The sequence below is a fragment of the Nitrosospira sp. TNL300 genome (genome assembly GCF_055385915.1).
In genome coordinates this window covers 3,075,078-3,097,278 of sequence record NZ_AP041005.1, presented here as the reverse complement: position 1 = coordinate 3,097,278, position 22,201 = coordinate 3,075,078, and the positions used below count along the sequence as shown (strand labels likewise).

The 22,201-nt window shown below is 54.9% G+C and carries 17 protein-coding genes; 15 read left to right on the top strand and 2 right to left on the bottom strand.

From position 1 onward, the window contains the following. Positions 1 to 9: 9 nt before the first annotated feature. The 15 genes from ACZ5BW_RS14205 to ACZ5BW_RS14135 all read left to right on the top strand — a co-directional run bounded on the left by ACZ5BW_RS14205 (position 10) and on the right by ACZ5BW_RS14135 (position 18,830). Entirely contained in the window at positions 10 to 1,605 is a 1,596-nt protein-coding gene (locus tag ACZ5BW_RS14205) for an acyl-CoA ligase (AMP-forming), exosortase A system-associated (protein WP_464541084.1), read from the top strand. Continuing rightward, positions 1,602 to 2,834 (top strand): pyridoxal-dependent decarboxylase, exosortase A system-associated, encoded by a 1,233-nt coding sequence (locus ACZ5BW_RS14200; protein ID WP_464541082.1) that lies wholly within the window; start codon positions 1,602 to 1,604, stop codon positions 2,832 to 2,834. The genes ACZ5BW_RS14205 and ACZ5BW_RS14200 overlap by 4 nt, the downstream gene beginning before the upstream one ends. A 129-nt stretch (positions 2,835 to 2,963) precedes the next feature. Continuing rightward, complete coding sequence (locus ACZ5BW_RS14195; RefSeq protein ID WP_464541080.1) at positions 2,964 to 4,856, top strand: asparagine synthetase B family protein; 1,893 nt, start codon at positions 2,964 to 2,966, stop codon at positions 4,854 to 4,856. A gap of 990 nt (positions 4,857 to 5,846) precedes the next feature. Further along, a complete protein-coding gene (locus ACZ5BW_RS14190) occupies positions 5,847 to 6,374 on the top strand; it encodes a cupredoxin domain-containing protein (RefSeq protein ID WP_464541078.1) in 528 nt (175 codons plus the stop codon). A 12-nt stretch (positions 6,375 to 6,386) separates the two neighbouring features. After that, a complete protein-coding gene (locus ACZ5BW_RS14185) occupies positions 6,387 to 7,874 on the top strand; it encodes a cbb3-type cytochrome c oxidase subunit I (RefSeq protein ID WP_464541076.1) in 1,488 nt (495 codons plus the stop codon). 30 nt (positions 7,875 to 7,904) lie between these two features. Beyond that, positions 7,905 to 8,519 (top strand): SCO family protein, encoded by a 615-nt coding sequence (locus ACZ5BW_RS14180; RefSeq protein ID WP_464541074.1) that lies wholly within the window; start codon positions 7,905 to 7,907, stop codon positions 8,517 to 8,519. Then, the gene (locus ACZ5BW_RS14175) at positions 8,516 to 9,139 is read left to right on the top strand and encodes a hypothetical protein (protein WP_464541072.1); all 624 of its coding nucleotides are present in this window, start codon (positions 8,516 to 8,518) and stop codon (positions 9,137 to 9,139) included. Before ACZ5BW_RS14180 ends, ACZ5BW_RS14175 begins: the two co-directional genes overlap by 4 nt. Before the next feature lie 37 nt (positions 9,140 to 9,176). Beyond that, positions 9,177 to 10,028 (top strand): formate/nitrite transporter family protein, encoded by an 852-nt coding sequence (locus tag ACZ5BW_RS14170; protein ID WP_464541070.1) that lies wholly within the window; start codon positions 9,177 to 9,179, stop codon positions 10,026 to 10,028. A gap of 232 nt (positions 10,029 to 10,260) precedes the next feature. Further along, positions 10,261 to 11,976, top strand: coding sequence for a multiheme c-type cytochrome (locus tag ACZ5BW_RS14165; protein WP_464541068.1), 1,716 nt, complete (start codon positions 10,261 to 10,263; stop codon positions 11,974 to 11,976). A gap of 9 nt (positions 11,977 to 11,985) precedes the next feature. Then, positions 11,986 to 13,089: a hydroxylamine oxidation protein HaoB gene (haoB, locus tag ACZ5BW_RS14160; protein WP_464541066.1), complete on the top strand. Its 1,104-nt coding sequence runs from the start codon at positions 11,986 to 11,988 to the stop codon at positions 13,087 to 13,089. A 961-nt stretch (positions 13,090 to 14,050) separates the two neighbouring features. Further along, positions 14,051 to 14,758: a cytochrome c-550 CycA gene (gene cycA / locus ACZ5BW_RS14155; RefSeq protein ID WP_464541064.1), complete on the top strand. Its 708-nt coding sequence runs from the start codon at positions 14,051 to 14,053 to the stop codon at positions 14,756 to 14,758. A 1-nt stretch (position 14,759) separates the two neighbouring features. Continuing rightward, the gene (locus ACZ5BW_RS14150) at positions 14,760 to 15,362 is read left to right on the top strand and encodes a NapC/NirT family cytochrome c (RefSeq protein WP_464541062.1); all 603 of its coding nucleotides are present in this window, start codon (positions 14,760 to 14,762) and stop codon (positions 15,360 to 15,362) included. A gap of 282 nt (positions 15,363 to 15,644) precedes the next feature. Beyond that, the gene (locus ACZ5BW_RS14145; RefSeq protein WP_464541060.1) at positions 15,645 to 16,427 is read left to right on the top strand and encodes a hypothetical protein; all 783 of its coding nucleotides are present in this window, start codon (positions 15,645 to 15,647) and stop codon (positions 16,425 to 16,427) included. Between the two features lie 238 nt (positions 16,428 to 16,665). Further along, a complete protein-coding gene (locus ACZ5BW_RS14140) occupies positions 16,666 to 18,222 on the top strand; it encodes a DEAD/DEAH box helicase (RefSeq protein ID WP_464541058.1) in 1,557 nt (518 codons plus the stop codon). Positions 18,223 to 18,275: 53 nt separating this feature from the next. Continuing rightward, positions 18,276 to 18,830, top strand: a complete 555-nt coding sequence (locus ACZ5BW_RS14135; protein ID WP_464541056.1) for a cob(I)yrinic acid a,c-diamide adenosyltransferase — start codon at positions 18,276 to 18,278, stop codon at positions 18,828 to 18,830. Between the two features lie 20 nt (positions 18,831 to 18,850). Here the strand turns inward: ACZ5BW_RS14135 and lspA are convergent, their stop codons facing one another. Then, positions 18,851 to 19,333 carry a signal peptidase II gene (lspA, locus tag ACZ5BW_RS14130; protein ID WP_464541054.1) on the bottom strand — a complete coding sequence of 161 codons (483 nt, stop codon included), beginning with the start codon at positions 19,331 to 19,333 and terminating at the stop codon, positions 18,851 to 18,853. Positions 19,334 to 19,360: 27 nt separating this feature from the next. Further along, positions 19,361 to 22,192: an isoleucine--tRNA ligase gene (gene ileS, locus ACZ5BW_RS14125; protein ID WP_464541052.1), complete on the bottom strand. Its 2,832-nt coding sequence runs from the start codon at positions 22,190 to 22,192 to the stop codon at positions 19,361 to 19,363. Between the last annotated feature and the right edge of the window lie 9 nt (positions 22,193 to 22,201).

The following is a 22,201-nucleotide window of genomic DNA, read 5'->3' as shown; positions in this document are numbered from 1 at the left end:
TTGCTTTCAATGACGTATCTTGTCCAGGATCTTATTTTCGAATCTGCCAGTCGTTTTTCGGATAAAGAAGCGCTGGTCTACCAGCAAAGCAGGCTGAGCTACGCTGACTTTGCACGGGACATACAGTCAGTACGCGAGGGGTTGTTGGCTCTCGGACTGGATCGAGGCGAGCGCCTCGCCGTTTACCTGGAGAAACGCATAGAGGCGGTTACGAGCCTGTTTGGGGCAGCCTCCGCCGGAGGCGTTTTCGTGCCAGTCAATCCGCTTCTGAAACCGGAACAGGTGGGTTATATCCTGCGGGACTGTAACGTAAGAATTCTCGTGACTTCGGCTGATCGGTTGAAGCTGCTTTCCGAGGTATTGCCTCAGTGTCACGATCTGCACGCGGTGATCGTAACCCGTGGGGCGGAGAGTACCATGCCTGTTGCCGGTCTGACTGTCGCATCCTGGAATGACGTTGTCACCGCCGGCAAACCCGATGAGTATGCAACATCTCGCCATGTGACCGATGCTGACATGGCTGCTATCCTCTACACCTCAGGAAGCACGGGAAAGCCGAAAGGGGTGGTTCTTTCCCATCGCAATCTCGTAGCCGGGGCGGCGAGCGTGTCGCAATACCTGAGGAACAGTTCGGACGACCGCATTCTGTCCGTATTGCCGCTGAGTTTCGATTACGGACTGAGCCAGCTTACGACTGCATTTCGCGTCGGGGCAACCGGTGTTCTGATGAACTACCTGCTCCCACGCGATATCATCGATGCGCTGAAGGAAGAAAAGATTACCGGGCTGGCGGCGGTTCCGCCTCTATGGATTCAACTGGCGCAATTAAGCTGGCCGAAGGATATTCCGTTACGTTATATCACCAATTCCGGTGGCGCGATGCCGCGGGCGACGCTTGATCTGTTGCGCAATGTGTTGCCTAATGCCGCCGTATTTCTCATGTATGGGCTTACCGAAGCCTTTCGCTCCACCTTTCTTCCGCCCGAAGAAGTCGATACCCGTCCGGACTCCATCGGCAAGGCCATTCCCAATGCTGAAGTGCTGGTGGTGCGGGAGGACGGGTCGCCTTGCGCGCCCGGAGAGCCGGGCGAACTGGTGCATAGAGGACCCCTCGTTTCCATGGGATATTGGAATGACAAGGAAAAAACTACTGAGCGATTCAGACCCGTTCCTTGCCGGGAGCCTGGTCTGACTATCCCCGAACTGGCAGTATGGTCGGGAGATACAGTTCGTATGGATGAAGCAGGCTTTCTTTATTTTATCGGCCGTCGCGATGAAATGATCAAGACATCCGGTTATCGGGTCAGCCCGACAGAGGTCGAAGAAGTCGTTTATGGCACGGAACTGGTGGGAGAAGTCGCCGCGGTGGGCGTGCCTCACCCTGTGCTGGGCCATGCTATTATCCTGATTGCCACCGCGAGGCCGGGTTTGAAGCCTGACGACGATGCGTTGCTGGCTGCGTGCAAGACTCATCTTCCCGCCTTCATGCTGCCCAGCCGGATCGAGTACAGAGAGGGCAGTTTGCCGCGCAACCCCAATGGCAAGATCGATCGCAAGCGTCTTGCTCAGGAATTGCATGATATTTTCATGGAACCCGGCGCATGACGGATCCTCGGCCAAGACACGCGTCCATTCAATTTTCCATAAACGACGATTGCCTTCAGATCGGAGGGTTGCCTCTCACACGCCTGGCGCAGCGCGTAGGAAGGACACCTTTCTATGCGTATGACCGGCAGAGGCTGACGGATCGCGTAGCGCTCCTGCGTCAGCATCTGCCTGCGGAAATTCACTTGCACTATGCGATGAAAGCCAATCCCATGCCGGCCGTTGTGCAGCATATGGCTCGATTGGTGGATGGGTTAGACGTCGCTTCAGCCGGGGAAATGAAGGTTGCGCTCGATACACCCATGCCACCCGGCGAAATCAGCTTCGCCGGCCCGGGCAAGATGGACAGCGAGCTTTCCTGCGCCATTGCTGCTGGAATCGTTCTCAACATGGAATCCGAACAGGAAATGGAGCGAATCGCCACCTTGGGTGAGTATCTTGGGATTCGTCCGAAAGTGGCCGTTCGCGTCAATCCGGATTTTGAACTTAAATCATCCAGCATGAAAATGGGCGGTGGTCCCAAGCAGTTTGGAGTGGATGCCGAACGCGTTCCTGCCATGTTGGCCCGACTGGAGAAACTGGCACTCGATTTCGAAGGGTTTCATATTTTCAGCGGCTCCCAAAACCTGAGAGTGGCCGCCCTGCAGGAAGCACATGAAAAGACCTTCCAGTTGGGCATTACACTCGCGAAACATGCTCCCGTTCCAGTCCGCATGCTCAACATAGGCGGCGGTTTTGGCACGCCTTATTTTCCCGGGGATGAAGCGTTGGATATAGCGGCGGTTGGCGAGAATCTGCGGCGCCTCATGCCTGGAGTGAGGCAGGCACTGCCGGAGGCACGCATCGTCATCGAGCTCGGCCGGTACCTCGTGGCGGAGGCCGGCATCTACGTTTGCCGGGTGCTCGAACGCAAGGAGTCCAGAGGACAGATATTCCTGGTCACGGACGGCGGGTTGCATCATCATCTGGCCGCTTCCGGCAATTTCGGTCAGGTGATACGCAAGAATTATCCGGTCGTAGTGGGAAATCGGGTACAGGGAACCGACAGGGAAGTTGTTTCGGTGGTGGGGCCGCTTTGCACACCGCTGGATCTTCTGGCCGACCGCATGGAGATGAGCAGGGCGGAAGCAGACGATCTTATCGTCGTGTTCCAATCCGGCGCATACGGCTTGACCGCCAGTCCCACCGCGTTTCTCAGTCATCCGCCGCCCATGGAAGTGCTGGTCTAGCAGATTCAGCACTGTCATGCATGAGGACCATTATGCCTTTTGACCAAGAGGACGGCAAAAAGCAAATAATCCACAAAAAATCCATCAGATAATGAGAAGCACAATGCCAAGAAAACGTGGAGAATTCCTGTGAGTGGACTATGCGGCTGGCTGGGGTATGGCCATTCTGTTACTGAAAACCTGGCGCTGGTCCGGCAAATGACTAACCCGCTCGTACGGTTTGACAGTTGTAAGTTGCACGCGTGCGCGAACGGGAACAGCGCTTTAGCAATCGCTGCTCCGGACGGGCGCGCTCACATTTATCAGAGGGATGGGCTTCTTGCCGTGTTGTGGGGGTGGGGAAATTTTCTGGAACCTCGTCTGGATGAACAGGCGCAACGCGAAGGCATAGCGAAAACGCTGGCTGAAAATTGGCGGGAAAGGAGTGGAGGAGGCGGAAGAGGCACAAAGATTTTCGAGAGTCTGACCGGTGCATTTGCATGCTGTATTGTCGATGAAAATGCGAATGAGGTCGTTCTGGCGACAGACCGCATGGGCACTTACCCACTCTCCTACCAGGCTTTAGCCGGGGGCCTGATTTTTGCCTCGTCAGCGGATGCCATCCGCTTGCATCCTTCGATCAGGTCGGAAATCGACCCGCAGAGTCTGTATAACTACGTTTACTTTCACATGGTGCCTAGTCCTGGCACCATTTATCAGGGCCAGAAACGCCTTCTGCCAGGTGAATATCTCGTCTACAGTAAGGGCGGCATCGAGACTGGAAAATACTGGGAGATGCGGTTTCGGGAAGATGAAAGACGTCCTTTTCAGGAACTCAAGCAGGAATTTCTGGAAGTTTTGCATTCCAGCGTGCGGACCGCCATTGGCGATGACGAAACCGGAGCGTTTCTCAGTGGCGGAACCGACAGTTCGACGATCGCAGGGATATTGGGTGAAGTGAGCGGGCAACCGGCACGCACCTATTCCATTGGTTTCGATGCAATGGGTTATGACGAAATGGGATATGCCCGGATCGCGGCCAGGCATTTCGGCACACGTCATCAGGAGTACTACGTTACACCGGAGGATGTCGTCTCTGCCATTCCCCAGGTTGCAGCGGTATTCGACCAGCCCTTCGGTAACTCTTCCGCGTTACCCGCCTACTACTGCGCGCAGATGGCAAAATCCGACGGCCTCAGCAGAATGCTCGGCGGAGATGGGGGCGATGAGCTTTTTGGCGGTAACGTACGTTATGCGAAGCAATACATTTTCTCGCTGTATGAGCAGGCTCCCTTGTTGTTGCGCAAGGGACTCATCGAGCCGATCGTTTTTGGTCTTCCTGGTGGAGGTGCGCTTCCCCTGATACGGAAGGCGCGCAGTTATGTCGAGCAGGCGTCCATTCCCATGCCAGCGCGCACCGAGACCTATAATCTTCTCGAACGCTACGGGCGCAAAGCTATTTTTACCCCTGAATTTCTCGATGCGGTAAATCCGGGTTATCCGGCGCGCCTGCTGGACGAGACTTATCATGAGAATAGCGCGGGAAGTCTGATAAATCAAATGCTTGCCTTTGACCGCAAATTCACGCTCGCCGATAACGACTTGCCCAAGGTGGCCAAGGCGTGCGAGTTGGCGGGAATGGATGTGGCGTTTCCGCTCATCAGCGATGAGATCGTTGCTTTTTCCCTGCGGCTCGAGCCTCACCTGAAGCTCAAGGGAACGAAGTTGCGCTACTTCTTCAAGGAAGCGCTGCGAGGGTTTTTGCCGGACGATATTATTGCCAAGCAAAAACATGGCTTCGGGTTGCCTTTCGGGGTGTGGCTTCAAACCCACAAAAACCTGCAGGACCTGGCGTGGGATAGCTTGAGCGATCTCAAATCGCGAAACGTCATACGCGGCGACTTTATCGAGAAGCTGCTGCAGCAGCACCTGGAGGAGCACGCCGGATATCACGGCACCATGGTATGGGTGCTGATGATGCTGGAACAATGGTACAGGCAGCGGCAGGACTCCCCTCGAAGGGCAATACATTCTCAGGCATGAGAACCGGATAAGTAACAGTGATCAGCTGCGTTTCCAGGTACGAAACGCTTCTCCTGTACGTCCTCCGGCCATAGCCCGGATGCCCGAAGTTGCGAACTTCCATCAGCTCTATTCGCAGGCACCAGGAGGATTGCAGGCACAGGAAGTGCTGAATAAGCGAGTGGGTGCTCCTGAGTACTCCCTGCCCTGACCGTTGGCTCCGCGGACACCGCCTTGTATGGAAAAGTACTATGCCTGGCGACATGGCTGAAAGCATAAGGACACCGCGTCAAGGGGCCGGAAAAGACTCCCGCAGCGATTGAAACCGCCATTGCTCATGACCTCTTTCGAGAGAATTTAACCCTACATTTCCTATGGTTACGGATTTGAGCCGTCTATATGTCGCGCTTGACATCGAACTCTTCATCCAGCATACTCCAGCCCTCACGCAGTAATCAATATGCATACCAGCGTAGCAAGTATGGGTATTGCAGGTATGATATTGTTAGTGTGGGATCGGAAAGGATTATTTCCGGCAAGAGGGGTGGAACGGTTCAAGTCAGCTGTTCGATGGTCGCGAAAGAAGTTTGGAAATACTGCTTTTTTCGCCTGCATACAACTGCATGATAGGCCACGACAAGCGGTAAAAAGTGCGGGGTCAGAGGTAAAAGGCGTGGAGATTGCAGGCTCAGCTATTCGATAATGGTTCTTTATCTTTTTTCTGACGGTATCGACCGGGTAGGATATTCTGATGCATGTCAAATCTAAGTCGATTCCTGATCGGAATAAGGTGGATATGAATAGTTTCGGATGCATCGCGGCTGTGTGAACGTTTTGGCGGGATTGTCTGTGTTCCTGGGCGGATTCTCATACAATCTGGAAAATCATCTGAAAAGAGCACATTTTCAGTCACGCCAGGATCATCGCATGAAACCCGGGTTCCCTGTCGGCCGATATTCCATGATTTAACTGGGCATTAGAGATGAAATATACAGAAAGAAGGAGAATATAATGCAAGAAACCGCGTGGCAGGTTTCCCTTGTATTGATGCTGATGATCACGTTTGGTGTCGTGTTTGTCGCTATCAATTCCGGAAAGCGCGAAGAAGAATATGGGCCGCTGGTGAAGCGCGCATACAGTTTTCGCACCAAATTGTTCTGGGTGGTCGCGCTGGTCTTCTTCCCGGCGATGATCTACAACCTGACGGGCTTGCCTTACAGTCCCAAGGCCGTGGCCAGTAGCGGTCCTGCCCAGGTTATCAATGTTACCGGTCACATGTGGTACTGGGAAATGGACCGCGACCAGGTCGAGCCCAACCAGCCGGTCGACATACGTGTCACCAGCGCCGACGTGAACCATGGCTTCGGCATTTATGATCCTGACTTGCGTCTGATTGCGCAGGCCCAGGCAATGCCCGGCTACACCAACGTAATCCACATCACCTTCCCCAGGGAGGGTACCTACCGGGTATTGTGCATGGAGTATTGCGGTGTCGCTCACCACAATATGATGACCGAAATCAAAGTTGGCAAATCTTAAAAAGGAATAAGCATGGCAACTTATACTTATACCCCGGTTCCCGATCAGGGAGCCAAGGCGGGGGTGCTGGCCTATCTGGTCATCTCCTGTGTAGTATTGCTACTGATGATGCTTTTCGGCCTGCTTATGAGGATGGAGCAGGCGCAAATGATCTCCATCGGGGCACTCTGGTTTTATAAAATCATGACGTTGCACGGTGCCGGAATGGTGGGTATCGTCGCGCTGGCCGGAGCAGCCATCATGTGGCATTTTCTGCGCCAGTACGTCGATCTGTCGACAGGCATATTCATGGCCAACCTGATCCTGTTTCTGACAGGTGTCGTCATGATCCTGGCGAGCGTCCTGCTTGGCGATTTCCACGCCGCCTGGACCTTCCTCTTTCCGCTGCCCAGCACTTCCATGGGTATGTGGAGTCCGGGAGCCGCCGCGCTGTTCATGGGCGGATTGCTGGTCATCGGCGTTGGTTTCGTGCTGCTGCATCTGGATATCGCTCGCGCCATCATCAGTCGCTATGGCGGCTTGGGTCGCGGACTTGGCTGGCCACAGCTTTTCGGTCCTGATGACGGCAACGCGCCGCCGCCGGCTGTGGTTGCCAGCACCATGGTCACCATCGTCAATCTGATTGGCCTGGTGGTAGGTGCCAGCATCCTGGTGATGATGCTGATCAATGTTTACGTTCCGAGTTTCGAAATCGATCCGCTGCTGGCCAAGGGCATGATCTACTTCTTCGGACACGTATTCATCAATGCTGTTATCTACATGGCTGTTATCGCGGTCTATGAAATCCTGCCGCGCTATACGCAACGTCCCTGGAAGTCGAACAAGGTGTTTCTTGCTTCCTGGACTGCTTCCACAATCATGGTCATGTTCATCTTCCCGCACCACCTGTTGATGGATTATGCCTATCCCAAGTGGTTCCTGATCATGGGTCACATCATCGGCTATCTCAATACCTTCCCGATCCTGATCGTTACGGGTTATGGCGCCATGATGATCGTGTACCGCTCGGGTATTCGCTGGGATATGTGCTCGAGGTTGCTGTTCGTGTCGCTCTTCGGTTGGGCGGTCGGCGCCATGCCCGCGTTCATCGACGGCACCATCACGGTCAACTATGTCATGCACAACACGTTGTGGGTGCCGGGGCACTTCCACACCTATCTGTTGCTCGGCATGGTTGCAATGGTCTTCGGATTCATGTATTACCTTGGCAAGCCGAACGAGAATGCTCCGGATAGCGCCCTTGATGTCGCTGCTTTCTGGGGATTCGTTATCGGCACGATGGGTTTCACGATGAGCTTCCTCTATTCCGGGAAAATCAGTGCGGCGCGCCGCTATGCGGAGCATCTTCCGGAATGGGTGCCTTACGACAAAATTGCTTCATATTTCGCAATGCTGTTGATCGCTTCCGTGCTAGTATTCATTTTCCGCTTTCTTACGCGGTTGGGGCTGGCGAGTCGCGATTATCAACGTGCCTCTCTTGCGCGAAGTATGGCTACATGACACTTATATGGTAAGGGCGTGACATAACCCATGAGCCTGGCAAAACGCAGCGTACTTATTTCAGCGCTGGTGACTTCGCTGGGCACATGGGTTTTTTGGTGGGGTACTGACGGGTTCACGGCATTTACGGCCGAAACGGCAAGGCGCGTGGAAATACTTCGTTCCCCGCGTGCGCTGCCAGATGTTACACTTGAAGATCAGAACGGAAAAATCTTTCACCTGAAAGATTACCAGGGCAAGTTGCTTGCGGTAGACTTCATCTTCACGCGCTGCACCACCTTGTGCCGGAGCATGGGCATGATCTTCAAGCAGATTCGGGACCTGATACCAGAGGAGTCGTTGGGGCGCGATTTTGCCCTGCTTAGCATCAGCTTTGATCCTGAGCACGACGATCCCGCCAATTTGAAGAAGTATGGCGAAGCCTATGGTGCCGATGGCAAGGTCTGGCGTATCGCAAGAGTACAGGACAAGGCGGAGCTTCAATCGCTGCTGGATGCGTTCGGCATTATCGTGATACCGGACCAGTTCGGCGGATTCGAGCATAACACCGCTCTCCATCTCGTTGGGCGGGATGGAAGACTCAGGCTGATCAGCGATATCGATAAAGCGGTCCCATTCGCCGAGCAAGTTGTAGCATTGCTATGATCGGAACCCTATCTCATCACCCCGGCAGAAGCGCGCTTGCGCTTGGAGTGTTCTACCTGCTCCTTGCCGCACCTATTGCACGAGACTGGCTGGAAGCCTCCATGAGCAGGCATATGCTGGTGCAGATGCCTTTGCTTGTAGTAATCGGAATCATTGCTGCCCGCCTGGTACCTGGGCGTGTGCAGAACTCTCTCCTGATCCGGTTCGGTGGTGCCTGGCCTTGCGTAATAGTGGCCCTGTTTGCTTCAAGTTACTGGATGCTTCCTCGGGCGCTGGATGCGGCATTGACAGATCCATGGGCCGAAGTGGCAAAATTCCTGAGCTTACCATTTCTCGTCGGCTTTCCTCTGGTTTTGGCCTGGAGGCGCCTCACCCTTATTGGCCGGGGCTTTGTCTGGACCAATTTTTTCAGTATGCTGGCGGTACTCGGATGGTTATATATTGTTGCACCTGTACGTGTCTGCAACAGTTACCTGGTGAATGATCAGGAGAATGCCGGGTGGTATATGGTCATAGCTTCGGTGCTGCTTTTCTTTTGGTGGCTCGGGACTTTGCTAGTAGGTGGCGGTGTTGGCCCGGATAAACCCGACCAAGGCGGGTCAGGCAGAACATTCGCATAAATCGTAAACTTTCCGTTAGGAGAATTGAGAGAAAAGTATGGACTATCATCCGCCATTGAAACTCATGGAAGAGGTGGAAGCTGCCAGCAAGAAAAAGGCGGGACTGGACGTCGGCACAATGTTGGTCAAAGGCTTCATGTCAGGCGCGCTTCTGGCGTACGGCACTGCCCTTGCGTTCAAGGTTTCCGCCGGTCTTCCTGAAAACGTTGGTGCACTCGTTTCAGGCGCTGTCTTCCCGGTCGGTTTTGCCATGATCATATTGCTCGGTATGGAGCTTGCCACAGGCAATTTCGCAGTGCTGCCCGTCGGCGTGCTGCGGGGTAAAACCACACTCGATAAACTGTTCCGCAACTGGACCTGGGTATATATCGGGAATTTTTTCGGCTGTGTCTTTGTCGGGTTGCTGCTCGCTATCGCCTTGACCGAAGCGTTTGTCGAGGGGCATGGTGCACTTGGGGAAAAGATCATTGCCGTAGCCAAATCCAAAACACTGGTATATGAGCACGCGGGCGCAAACGGCTGGTTGACCGCTTTCGTCAAGGGCATATTGTGCAACTGGATGGTGGCGATGGGTACCATCCTGGGCATGGTTTCCACGTCCGCTACGGGCAAGGTGGTCGCTATCTGGTTGCCGGTTTCAACCTTTTTTGCCTTGGCCTTCGAGCACTCCATCGTAAACATGTTTGTCATGCCCACGGCCATTCTCCTCGGCGCTGACATCACTGTCGGGCAATGGCTGTTCTGGAACCAGATTCCGGTAACGCTCGGTAATATCGTGGGGGGGGCAGTATTGACAGGCATGGTGCTGCATTATGTCAACAAGTCTGCTCCTTATCCTGCTGTCACAGAAGAAAAGCCGGTGACCGGCGCGACGAGCACGGCGCCTTAAAGAAATATCCCTGGAACATCGCGGCGTCTGGCGTCGCGATGTTCAATTTCCTTGACACAGGATATCTGTCCAGTTAGGCTACGCGCTGTTTTAGTCTGCCCGGGAATTGCGCGGGATCTTGGCTGGGACATGGATATGTGTAGCGAGGGATGGCCGCATCGCAATGGATGCGGTGACGCGGTATCCAGACACAACAACATCATTACGGAGTAAAGGAGAGAAGCAGATGTTAATGAAGCCTTGGCTGAGGCTGGTTACGCTTGCGTGTGGGGTGCTGTTTGCGGGCGCCACGTGGGCTAACTTTCCCAGCGTTCCCAAAGAGACGTATAAGGCACTGAAGCTGGAGCAGTCGGCCTCGCCGAAGGATCTGCATTCAGCGCTGGTGAAGCGTTACAAGGATCCTGCGCAGGGAGCGGGACGTGGCACGCTGGCGAAGTACTGGGAGCCGATCCCGATGAGCATGTACTTTGACCCTGCCTCATATTACAAGCCGCCGACCTCGATGAAGGAAGTTGCGGCGCGTGAGGAATGCGTCAAATGCCACACGGACGAATCGCCGGTATGGGTGAGTGCCTGGAAGAGGAGCACGCACGCGAACCTGGACAAGGTCCGGAACCTGAAGCCTGAAGACCCGACGTACTACAAGAAGGCGAAGCTTGAAGATGTGGAGAAGAATCTTCGCTCGATGGGCAAGCTTGGGGCCAACGACAAGCTCAAGGAAGTAGGGTGTATCGACTGCCACGTCGACATCAACAAGAAAGACAAGGCAGACCACATGAAGGATTTGCGCATGCCGACGGCGGACGTGTGCGGCACCTGCCACCTGCAGGAATTTGCCGAACGCGAATCCGAGCGTGACACCCTGATATGGCCGAACAAGCAATGGCCGCAGGGGCGCCCCTCGCACGCACTGGACTGGAAGGCCAACGTCGAAGTAGCGGTATTTGCCTCCATGCCACAGCGCGAGATTGCCGAAGGCTGCAGCATGTGCCACACCAACCAGAACAAATGCGACTCCTGCCACACGCGGCACGAATTCTCTGCTGCCGAATCGCGTCATCCTGAAGCCTGCGCCACCTGCCACAGCGGAGTAGACCACAACAACTGGGAAGCCTACTCCATGAGCAAGCACGGCAAGACGGTATCGATCATGGGCGACAAGTGGAACTGGAACGCACCCCTGAAGGACGCCTACACCAAGGGCGGGCAGACAGCGCCCACCTGTGCCGGCTGCCACTTCGAATATGAAGGCAAGTACAGCCACAACGTCGTGCGCAAGATACGCTGGGCCAACTACCCCGCGGTTCCCGGCATTGCCGAGAACATCAACAGCGAATGGTCGGAAGCGCGGCTTGACTCCTGGGTCAAGACCTGCACGCAATGCCACTCCGAGCGTTTTGCCCGCTCCTATCTTGAATTCATGGACAAGGGCACGCTGCACGGCATAGCCAAGTACAAGGAAGCGCACGCCGTGGCCGAGAAGCTCTACAAGGAAGGGATGCTGACCGGGCAGAAGACCAACCGTCCGACCCCGCTGCCGCCTGACAAGGAAATGTTCGCAGGCTTCACCCAGCTCTACTGGAGCAAGGACAACAACCCTGCTGCAATCGAGCTCAAGGTGCTGGAAATGGGAGAGAACAACCTTCCCAAACTGCACGTAGGGTTGGCGCACGTCAATCCGGGTGGCTGGACCTATACCGAAGGCTGGGGCCCGATGAACCGCGACTACGTCGAAGTCATGGACGAGAACACCAAGATCCGTGAAATGGCGGCGTTGCAGGCGAAAGTAGCCAAGCTCGATGCCAAGCGCAAGACAAGCCTGTTCGACCTTGACAGCAGCGAGAAGCTCTCGCTTGGCGGTCTGGGTGGCGGCATGCTGCTTGCTGGCACGCTTGCCCTGGCAGGCTGGCGCCGGCGCGAGAAGAACGAGGGCGTCCGCAAGGACTGATATCCTGTTTTGACCGCAAGTACCTCTAGCCGCGCCATCCTGGCGCGGCCTGGCTCCAAACTCCTCCCCTCACTGGGCATTCTCCTGGTGGCGGGAGGAATTCTTTTACTCCTGTGGTTTGCCTGGGCGTGGTTCAATCCCGGGCCTGCCCCCTACCGCTACCAGCTGGTGGAAGAAGGCAGCGCAGACAAATTCCCGCAACTTGGACTGGGCAAGTGGCCGGACCTTTCCATTGCCCGGTACGAAGTCTTTGCCGAAGACATTCCCCAGCCGCTGGCGGTGCTGCATGCGGCTAGGCGCGGCAATGACGCCCCGGTGAGGCTCGACTGGGAAAACCGCACGAGTGAGCTGCTGCTCACCACCGATCTCAAACTCAATGAACTGGCCACCCTGGCTGCCGCCATCGACAAGTACGCCGGCAAGGATGCGCTGGTGCTTGGCTGGTGGGACACCTCGCGCCAGCTGAAGCTTCTCTCGAAGCGCGACACCCTGTTTAGCGGGCAGTTCTCCGAGTACCTGGTCATACCCGCTCCGTGGCAGAAGCAGGCTGACGCCATCCGCAAATACGAAGACGACTTCTGGGGCGGCAAGGCAGGACGGGAAGAGGAGCAGAGATTCGAGCGCTTTGCCGATGCTCTGCTGGCCGAACCTGAAGCGGGTGCTGCCATCCTGCGCGAACTGGCGGGCGATCGCGAAGCCTATGTCGCCATTCATGTCACCGACCTGTACAAGCTTGGCATCATGCGTCCGGGCCAGTTCGACGTTGCCTATCGCAACTTCCCGATGGAAGGCAACATGCATGGCATAGTCGACTATCTCAAGAGATGGGTACAGGACAACAACTACAAGACCTATACCCTGCAATCCCTGTCGGACAGGCTGATGCGCGGCTACTTCCTCAAGGATGACAAAAGCGACCGGACGCTGATTGCGCAGATGCTGCCGTTCACCGAATCGATGCCGCTTGACCTGGCTGCGGTGCAACTCATCTACCAGACCGGGGGCTACTGGGTGTACAGGCTACCGGGCGGCAAGGAGCCTGCATCTCCCGGCGCAATCCCGGAGGATGCCGCATCTTTCCCAACTCCCAGTCTGCCTCCAGCCTCTGAGTAAACCGATATCTGGCAGCCGGCAGCAGCGGTTAATGACCGCTCACTTCTGCCGGCAGCCGCATTGCTAACCGCACCACCTGTCAAATCAGCTATAAAGCAAGAAGTAAGGTAGCTTAGGCCTTGCCCGGGCATGCCTTCTTTATCTGAAGTAGGTCAGGCTTTGCCTGACAGACTATTGATTCCTGAGCTTGGCTTCGGATGCTCCGTCTGACCTATGTGTCTTTGAGCCTTTGAGCATCAGTATTGATGTAAATCCACAAAGCGACCGTGCACGGGACCAGGGATTTTCGCTGTAGCGAATCGGCCCTGTGCATACACCTATATTCAGCACGGTCGCGGCGCCCCTTTACACGATTGAACTTCCAAGGCGACCGTGCATGGGAAAAAAGCACTCCGGTTGCTGATACATCACTTTACTCAGTACACCTACATTAAAGCACGGTCGCAGCGCCCCTCCGCTGCCCGACCCCGCTACGCGGGTCCCCCGTGCTGCGCTTCGGTATCATTTCCTCCAAGGAGTAAGTCTCAATACCATTATTGGTGTAACCTGCAAAGCGACCGTGCATGGAAAAAAAACACTCCGGTTGCTGATACATCACTTTACTCAGTACACCTGCATTAAAGCACGGTCGCAGCGCCCCTCCGCTGCCCGACCCCGCTTCGCGGGTCCCCCGTGCTGCGCTCCGTGCGCTACCGGTACCAGTGGTACCAGAAAGAGTGATAGTACTGGTGCTACCCGTCCCTATAAACGGGAGATACAGTATGGGTACAATAAAAGGTGTGTCCTGAAGTTGCGATCATTGCGCTATCATTACAATGACAGGGAAGACAAACAGAAGAACAAGAACAGGGAATAACAAAATACGGATCAGTTGTAGTCGCATGAAGCTGGAAGAGATACAAAAATCCAGGGATATAACGGAAACAACGGATATACTTGCCGAAAGAAAAAAGGAGGAAGGATGAACCATCGCATGACACTCGCCCTGACCGCGGCAGCGCTGTTTGCGGTCATGGCAGGCAGCGCGTCTGCCCAATCGTTTGAAGGCCGCAAGAAATGCAGTTCCTGTCACAAGAGCCAGGCCGAATCCTTCGGCAGCACGGCGCACGCCAAGGCCATGGACTCGTTGAAGCCCAACAACAAGGCCGAAGCCAAGAAGAAGGCCAAGCTCGATCCTGCCAAGGACTACACCAAGGACAAGGACTGTGTCGGCTGTCATGTGGATGGCTGGGGCAAGGAAGGCGGCTATACGATTGAAGACCCGAGCAAGTTCTTAACCGGAGTAGGCTGCGAATCCTGCCATGGACCCGGCTCCAAGTATCGCGGCATCCACCGCAAAGCCGGTGCCGCTTTCGAGAAATCGAAGAAGACCGCCTCCCGCCAGGTACTGGCCGATGCCGGTCAGGACTTCAGCTTCGAGGAAAGCTGCAATGCCTGCCACATGAACTACAAGGGCAGCCCGTGGAAGGGCGCGAAGGAACCCTACACCCCCTTCACCCCGGAAGTGGACAAGAAATACACCTTCGACTTTGACAAGTACGTGAAGGACACCAAGGCCATGCACGAACACTTCAAGCTCGATGGCGTCTTCACTGGCGATCCGAAGTTCAAGTACCACGATGAATTCCAGGCCAGCGCCAAGGTAGGCGAGAAAGGTTCGGACGACTGACATGGCGATGAAGACAGGCAGTGCCCTCCTGGTAGGCACACTCTTGGGGGTGGTGATGGTGGCGGTGGTATTGGGCGGCGAAGCGGCCGTCTCCACCACCGAATTCTGCACCAGTTGCCACTCCATGACTTATCCGGCCGAGGAGTTGAAGGAATCCTCGCACTATGGCGCTCTTGGCGCCAACCCTGGCTGCAAGGATTGCCACATCCCGCAGGGATTGCAGAACTTCCATCTGGCGGTGGCGACCCACGTGGTGGATGGGGCGCGCGAGCTCTATCTCGAGACGGTCAATGACTACTCCACGCTGGAGAAATTCAACGAGCGTCGATTGATCATGGCGCACGATGCGCGCATGAATCTCAAGAAGTGGGACAGCCGCACCTGCCGCGCCTGCCACCGGAATCCGCAGCCTCCCGGAGCGGATGCCAAGGCTGCGCACAAGAAGATGGAGACGGAAGGGGCCACCTGCATCGACTGTCACCAGAACCTGGTGCACAAGGAGGTTGCAGAAACCGACCTGAACGAGAGCATCAAGCAGGGCAAGATGGTGCTCAAGCCCGAAAAGAAGGATGAGGACGACGAGGAAGAGGAAGACGAGGAGTAATAATCAGCCGATTCGCTGGCGGTTGTTACCCTGATTCCTTTGAGACGCCTGCTAACAATAAGAGTAATTTTCCTGTTCAACCACTGTTTCCGGCAACAACCGGAAACAGTGGTTTTATTTCATGGAGGCCTTGATTTTGTATTCCTGCCTATCCTCGCGCAGAAACGCCAAAAAGAAATCCCGGATGTATGGTATGGTTCACACTTTATAGTTGTATAAGCCTCATACCGGTTAATTACCCCTCAGACTCCCGACAGCTGTCCCCAACACAAGATTCAAGAAATGTTACGCAACTTTCCCAAACCAGGTACTCCATATGCACATAGAATGCGCGACTACTTTATCGCCGCACTCACTTTTCTTTGTGTAGCGCTCAGTCTAAACCTGGATGCAACTGGTAGTCTCGCGCAGCAAAGCTTCATGGGATTGATCGCATGGACGTTTCTGTTCGGACTGCTGATGGGCGAAAATAAAGAAGTGCGGATGCAGGTGATCATTGCGGTCGCTTTCGCCACTGCGGGTGAACATTTTGCTTCCATTTACATGCAAGGCTACACCTATCGTTTTGGAAATGTGCCCGCCTACGTGCCTCCCGGGCATGGCATGGTTTATCTTACCGCAGTCGCCCTGGCCCGCTCCGGCCTCTTCCTGAAGTATTCCAGAAGAATAGCGGCTTTCGTGGTCCTGACTTGCGGTATCTGGTCGCTCTGGGGGATCAGCGGATACCCTGAGCAGGGGGATCAGGTAGGGGCACTGCTATTTTGCGTGTTTCTGATATATCTGTTCAAAGGTCGCTCCCCAATGGTTTATCTGGCAGCCTTTTTTATTACCACCTGGCTGGAGTTGATCGGCACCGCAGCCGGGACATGGAAGTGGGCTACGATAGAACCCGTTCTCAGCCTATCCCAGGGAAATCCGCCAAGCGGTGTAGCGGCCTGGTATTGCCTCGTCGATGCGGTAGCGATTGGTGGCGCACCGGTATTATTGCGTGTTTTCACGAAAAGCGGCGAATGGATCAAAGGAACCAAGCCCGAAAGTATCCGCCAGCAAGCAAGAAATGATTAAGAGTGAATGAATTTTATAATTCGCAGATAGTCTAAACTTTAGATTATTGGCATACGTTAATACTGTACACCTTATTAAATTCGACTCGTCACAAACAGACCAATGCTGTTTAACGCTCTACATAGCGTTAGTCTCTTCATCTTCTACAACCATTGTCGTACATCATTTCCCTTATTTATAAATTATCCTCCTCCGACCGCATTGACACCTCGTGTCATGCGGTCTCGAAGTATTGAATATGTCGTTTACCCAACTTAATTTAACGCCCGAGATTCTGCGCGCCATAGCAGATCAAGGCTATACCGACCCAACTCCGATTCAGGCCCAGGCAATTCCCCGTATCCTCGAAGGCAGGGATATCATGGGCGCAGCACAGACTGGTACCGGCAAGACCGCGGGTTTTACATTGCCGATGTTAAATCTCCTGCAACCCGGCGCTAACACCAGCGCCTCTCCCGCCCGACACCCCATCCGTACGTTGATTCTCGTCCCCACGCGCGAACTCGCTATCCAAGTGCACGAGAGCGTAAAAACCTATGGCAAATATCTTCCCCTGAGATACGCCGCAGTTTACGGCGGAGTGGATATGGAACCGCAAGCTCGTGAGTTGCGGGCGGGAATCGAGATTCTGGTGGCAACGCCGGGACGCCTGCTGGATCATATTCAGCAGAAGGCAATCAATTTGGCTAAGGTAGAGATTCTCATACTGGATGAAGCGGACCGAATGCTCGACATGGGTTTTTTGCCGGATATCAAGCGCATTCTTGCATTGCTGCCGCCCAAACGCCAGAGCCTGATGTTTTCGGCCACATTTTCCGATGAGATCAAGAAACTTGCGGGGAAGCTTCTGAGAGAGCCGGAGTTGATCGAAGTCGCGAAGCGCAACACTATCACTGAATTGATAACTCATGTAGTACATCCTGTGGTTCGCGAGCGCAAGCGTGAATTGTTGGCGCACATCATCAAATCTCAAGACCTGAAACAGGTTCTGGTATTCGCGCGAACCAAGCATGGAGCGAGCCGACTGGCTAACCAACTGGAACGGGACCACATCAGTGCAACGGCGATTCATGGGGACAAAACCCAACCGCAGCGTACTGAAGCATTGACAAAATTCAAACAGGGCGAGGTCCGCGTCCTGGTGGCAACCGACGTTGCTGCCAGGGGATTGGACATTGAAGAGCTACCGCACGTGGTCAATTTCGAATTGCCGACAAATCCTGAGGACTACGTGCATCGCATTGGCCGCACGGGTCGCGCTGGAACCAAGGGCGATGCCGTATCACTCGTATGCGAGGATGAGGCGGAATTACTCAAAGGTATCGAGAAGCTGCTCAAATTCAAGCTGGAATCGAAAGCAATTCCAGGTTTCGGGCCGGAAACCACGGTTGCTCAAGGGGAAGCTGCCACATCGCACGGAAGAATCGACCATAGATCCAATCAACCAACCGAGAAGAAATCTGCCGGATCGCAGCCTCGCGGATTGCAGTCGCGAAAACTGGAGCAGGCAAATTCAATTATGTCGCCTAACGGGACCAAGGGTAAAACTGCCAGGAGTTCCAAGGAGTATGCAGGCTCCCGCAAAGCTGGCAAGTTACCGGAGGACCCGCTCTTTACTCAACCCTATACACCGGGCCCATTTTCCGAAGAGTCTTCGGACAGAACCAGCGCCAAGTCCGAAACATCTCCCCCGGAAAAACGGTTTGACTATTTCGGCCATAAGCAGCAAAAAAAACCCATTCCCGCATTATTCATGCCGCCACGCAATCAAAGCAAGCAGGAGCAGGAAGGGTGACCCCGTATTGCCCGGTTAACGGAAATCACCCCACAAGTTGATAGGCGGTTGGCATGGGAAAGCGCCTGACCAGGATCTATACGCGGACCGGTGATGACGGGACTACTGGACTGGGAGACGGTACCCGCTCTTCCAAGCAGAGCTTGCGTATCGAAGCTATGGGCACAGTGGATGAACTCAACAGTTTTGTCGGCCTTTTGCTTGCGGAAACGCTGGATGGCGAAACCAGGATAAAACTGGAAGATATCCAGCACGACCTGTTCGATCTGGGTGGGGACATATGTATCCCGAGGCGGGTCACTATTAGCGCCGGACAGGTCGACCGCCTGGAGGCGCAACTGGACCATTATAACGAAGCGTTACCGGCGCTCAGGGAATTTATACTTCCCGGTGGCACTCGCGCCGCTTCATTATGCCACGTTGCCCGGGCAGTATGCCGTCGCGCCGAAAGGCGCCTCGTAGACCTTTACCAGGCAGAAACGTTAATTCCTGTACATCTTCAGTATCTCAACCGGCTGTCGGATTTTCTGTTCGTGTTATGCCGCTTCCTGAATCGGCAGCAAGGTGTGGAAGACGTGATGTGGCAGCCCGGCAAGACGGCTGTCTGAAACATCTTCTTGCGCCGTAATCACCTGCTCTTTGCAGTGTCCGCGTCCTTTCGCCGAAAACCGTCGATCACCAGCAATACCGCCCCCAGCGAAATCGCTGAATCCGCCACGTTGAAGGCGGGCCAGTGATAGCCCGCTACATGGAAATCAAGAAAGTCGACAACATGACCCAGGGTGGCGCGGTCCCACAAATTTCCCAGGGCGCCGCCCAGGATCAAGCTCAAAGCTATGCAGAAAAATTTGTCTGCCGCATGCCTGTACAGCAAAAAAACGATTAATACAGAGGCGCCTGCGGAAACGGTTGTGAAAAACCAGCGCTGCCATCCTCCCGCATCGCTCAAGAAACTGAACGCTGCTCCCGCGTTGTATGCCAGCACCAGATTGAAAAAACCGGTCAGCGGCACATGTTCGCCATAATCCAACATGCCCTCTATCCAGCGCTTCGTGACGAAATCGAGCACCACTACAATCAGCGCAATAACCAGGCTTACCCACAGCTTCATATAAGCTTGTCACCATAAGCAAACCGATCAAGCATAGAATCGTTCCTCGCCAGTTCCATATAGATTGGATACGCACCGCCCGCAAATGGTCAGGTGTTCCCTGTCCACACCTACATCCTCCCGATAATGCCAGCACCGTTCGCATTTCGGGTGAGCGCTGGGCGTTACGGCAACGCTTTCCCCTTCCAGTTTCTCAGTGTGAACGACCTGCGCCGCCGAGGTGATCATGACAAGCCGGAGATCATCGCCTAGCGACTCCAGCAGAGAAAAGTCATCTCCAGCAACTCGAATCTGCACCTCGGCTGCAAGTGAAGAACCGATCTTCCCCGAGGCGCGCGACTCCTCCAGGGCTTTCTGAACCTGCGAGCGCAGCTCCCGTATCCTGCTCCAGCGCGCCACGAGCGCTTCCTCATCCGGTTGTGGCGGTAGCTTGTGCCACGTATGCAGGAAAACGCTGTTCTCCGATTCGCCGCGGAGATATTGCCATACCTCTTCGGAGGTAAAGCTGAGGATGGGCGCAAACAAGCGCACCAGGCTATGGGCAATGTGATACAGCGCGCTTTGTGCGGAGCGACGCGGAAGACCGCTAGCCGCAGCTGTATACAGCCGATCCTTGAGAACGTCGAGGTAGAAACCGCCAAGATCCTCCGAACAGAAGTTATGCAAGCGATGCACGATCAAATGAAAGTCAAAGTTGCGGTAGTCTTCCACCACTTCATCCTGGAGCCTTCTCGTAAAGGCCAGCAGGTAGCGGTCTATTTCCAGCCATTGGCCGATGGGCACGGTATCGGTTGATGAATCAAAATCCGCAAGATTGGCAAGCAGAAAACGCAGCGTATTGCGTATCCGCCGATAACTCTCCACCACCCGCTTCAGGATTTCATCCGATATCGAAAGCTCACCCGAATAATCCGTAGACCCCACCCATAATCGCAGGATATCCGCCCCCGACGTATCCATCACCTTCTGCGGCGCGATCACATTCCCCCTGGATTTGCTCATCTTGTGGCCATGCCCGTCCACCACGAAGCCGTGCGTGAGCAGGGCATCGTAAGGCGCGCGCCCGTCGATCGCACAACCGGTGAGCAGGGAGGACTGGAACCAGCCGCGGTGCTGGTCCGACCCTTCCAGGTAAAGGTCGGCCGGATACCCGAGTTGCGGATCAGGCTTCAGAATCGTATCGTGCGTCGTACCCGAATCGAACCACACATCCAGAGTGTCTGTGAGCTTCTTGTAATCTTGCGCTGCCTCTCCCAGAAGCTCCTTCGCATCCAAACGAAACCATGTTTCAATCCCTTCCTGCTCCACCCGTTGCGCAACCTGCTCCAGCAGTTCGCTCGTGCGCGGATGCAGTTCATGGGTTTCCTTGTTGATGAAAAGCGCCATCGGCACGCCCCAGTTGCGTTGCCGCGAAATGCACCAGTCCGGCCGGTTGTTCACCATCGCCTCCAGCCGGGCCCTTCCCCAGGACGGATAAAAGGCGGTTGCCTCCACTGCGGCTGTCGCCGACTCGCGCAGCGATTGCGCGATCTCACCATGATCCTTACGCGAGACTTCTTTATCCATGGATATAAACCACTGCGGTGTCGCGCGGAAGATGATCGGTGTGCGATGTCGCCAGCAGTGCGGGTAGCTGTGCTGGAGCTTCTCGTTCTTCAGCAAAAGGCCGTTCTTCTCCAGTTCCTGTATCACCACTTCGTTCGCCTTCCATACGGAAAGCCCGCCGACAAGCGGCACAGAATCGAAGAAACGCCCGTCATCCCCCACCGGATTCTCCACCGGCAAGCCGTACTTCAGCCCCACCACATAATCGTCCACTCCGTGCGCAGGAGCGGTATGCACGGCACCCGTTCCCGCGTCCATGGTGACATGTTCTCCCAGAATGATCGGTACCTGCCGGGGGTAAAATGGGTGCTGCAGCAGCATGTGCTCCAAGGCATCGCCAGTACATCTGCCCGCAATGCTCACATCGGCTTTTGCGATTCCGTAGCGAGACAAGGCACCGTCAACAAGGGCATCGGCCAGAAGTAAGAACTCACTTCCGGTATCCATCACCACATATTCTTCACTGGGATTCAGGCTCACCGCCTGGTTTGCCGGCAAGGTCCACGGAGTGGTCGTCCAGATAACGACATAAATCGGTTTATCATCATGGGCAACCTTATGCGGCAAACCATCCGACGGCTTCAAGATCTTTTGCCAGAATGCGGCCGGATCAGCCACCCTGAATTTCACGTCTATCGCAGGCGAGGTCTTGTCCTCATATTCGACTTCTGCTTCGGCCAATGCCGAGCCGCAATCGATACACCAGTTGACCGGCTTTTGCCCCTGGTAGAGATAGCCTTTTTCATGGATTTTGCCCAGTGCACGGATAATGCCGGCCTCCGTGCGGTAATTCATCGTGAGGTAAGGGTTATCCCAATCGCCCAGAACACCGAGGCGGATGAAATCCGCTTTCTGCCGCGCAACCTGCTCCTTTGCAAAAGCGCGGCATAGCTCGCGCACCTTATCCCCCGGCAAATTCTTGCCGTACTTCTTTTCGATCTGGTGCTCAATCGGCAGGCCATGGCAATCCCAGCCCGGCACATAGGGCGCATCGAAGCCTGCCAGAGTCTTCGACTTGATGATGATGTCTTTCAGTATCTTGTTGACCGCATGTCCAATGTGTATATCCCCATTGGCATACGGCGGCCCATCATGCAGCACGAACCTGGGGCGGCCTTTACAGACTTCCCGGATTCTCCGATAAAGATTCTTTTCTTCCCATGCTTTAAGCATCACAGGCTCTCGCTTCGCGAGATCGCCACGCATCGGGAAAGGCGTATCGGGCAGGTTCAGCGTTTTTTTATAGTCGGTCATGAAATATCG

What these genes read in the sequence shown, in the direction of transcription:
- ACZ5BW_RS14190 (WP_464541078.1), top strand. Translation starts at nt 5,847, where the DNA reads ATGCAAGAAACCGCGTGGCAGGTTTCCCTTGTATTGATGCTGATGATC.
- ACZ5BW_RS14165 (WP_464541068.1), top strand. Translation starts at nt 10,261, where the DNA reads ATGAAGCCTTGGCTGAGGCTGGTTACGCTTGCGTGTGGGGTGCTGTTT.
- ACZ5BW_RS14175 (WP_464541072.1), top strand. Translation starts at nt 8,516, where the DNA reads ATGATCGGAACCCTATCTCATCACCCCGGCAGAAGCGCGCTTGCGCTT.
- cycA (WP_464541064.1), top strand. Translation starts at nt 14,051, where the DNA reads ATGAACCATCGCATGACACTCGCCCTGACCGCGGCAGCGCTGTTTGCG.
- ACZ5BW_RS14205 (WP_464541084.1), top strand. Translation starts at nt 10, where the DNA reads ATGACGTATCTTGTCCAGGATCTTATTTTCGAATCTGCCAGTCGTTTT.
- ACZ5BW_RS14140 (WP_464541058.1), top strand. Translation starts at nt 16,666, where the DNA reads ATGTCGTTTACCCAACTTAATTTAACGCCCGAGATTCTGCGCGCCATA.
- ACZ5BW_RS14200 (WP_464541082.1), top strand. Translation starts at nt 1,602, where the DNA reads ATGACGGATCCTCGGCCAAGACACGCGTCCATTCAATTTTCCATAAAC.
- ACZ5BW_RS14180 (WP_464541074.1), top strand. Translation starts at nt 7,905, where the DNA reads ATGAGCCTGGCAAAACGCAGCGTACTTATTTCAGCGCTGGTGACTTCG.
- ACZ5BW_RS14135 (WP_464541056.1), top strand. Translation starts at nt 18,276, where the DNA reads ATGGGAAAGCGCCTGACCAGGATCTATACGCGGACCGGTGATGACGGG.
- ACZ5BW_RS14145 (WP_464541060.1), top strand. Translation starts at nt 15,645, where the DNA reads ATGTTACGCAACTTTCCCAAACCAGGTACTCCATATGCACATAGAATG.
- ACZ5BW_RS14185 (WP_464541076.1), top strand. Translation starts at nt 6,387, where the DNA reads ATGGCAACTTATACTTATACCCCGGTTCCCGATCAGGGAGCCAAGGCG.
- ileS (WP_464541052.1), bottom strand. Translation starts at nt 22,192, where the DNA reads ATGACCGACTATAAAAAAACGCTGAACCTGCCCGATACGCCTTTCCCG.
- lspA (WP_464541054.1), bottom strand. Translation starts at nt 19,333, where the DNA reads ATGAAGCTGTGGGTAAGCCTGGTTATTGCGCTGATTGTAGTGGTGCTC.
- ACZ5BW_RS14170 (WP_464541070.1), top strand. Translation starts at nt 9,177, where the DNA reads ATGGACTATCATCCGCCATTGAAACTCATGGAAGAGGTGGAAGCTGCC.
- ACZ5BW_RS14150 (WP_464541062.1), top strand. Translation starts at nt 14,760, where the DNA reads ATGGCGATGAAGACAGGCAGTGCCCTCCTGGTAGGCACACTCTTGGGG.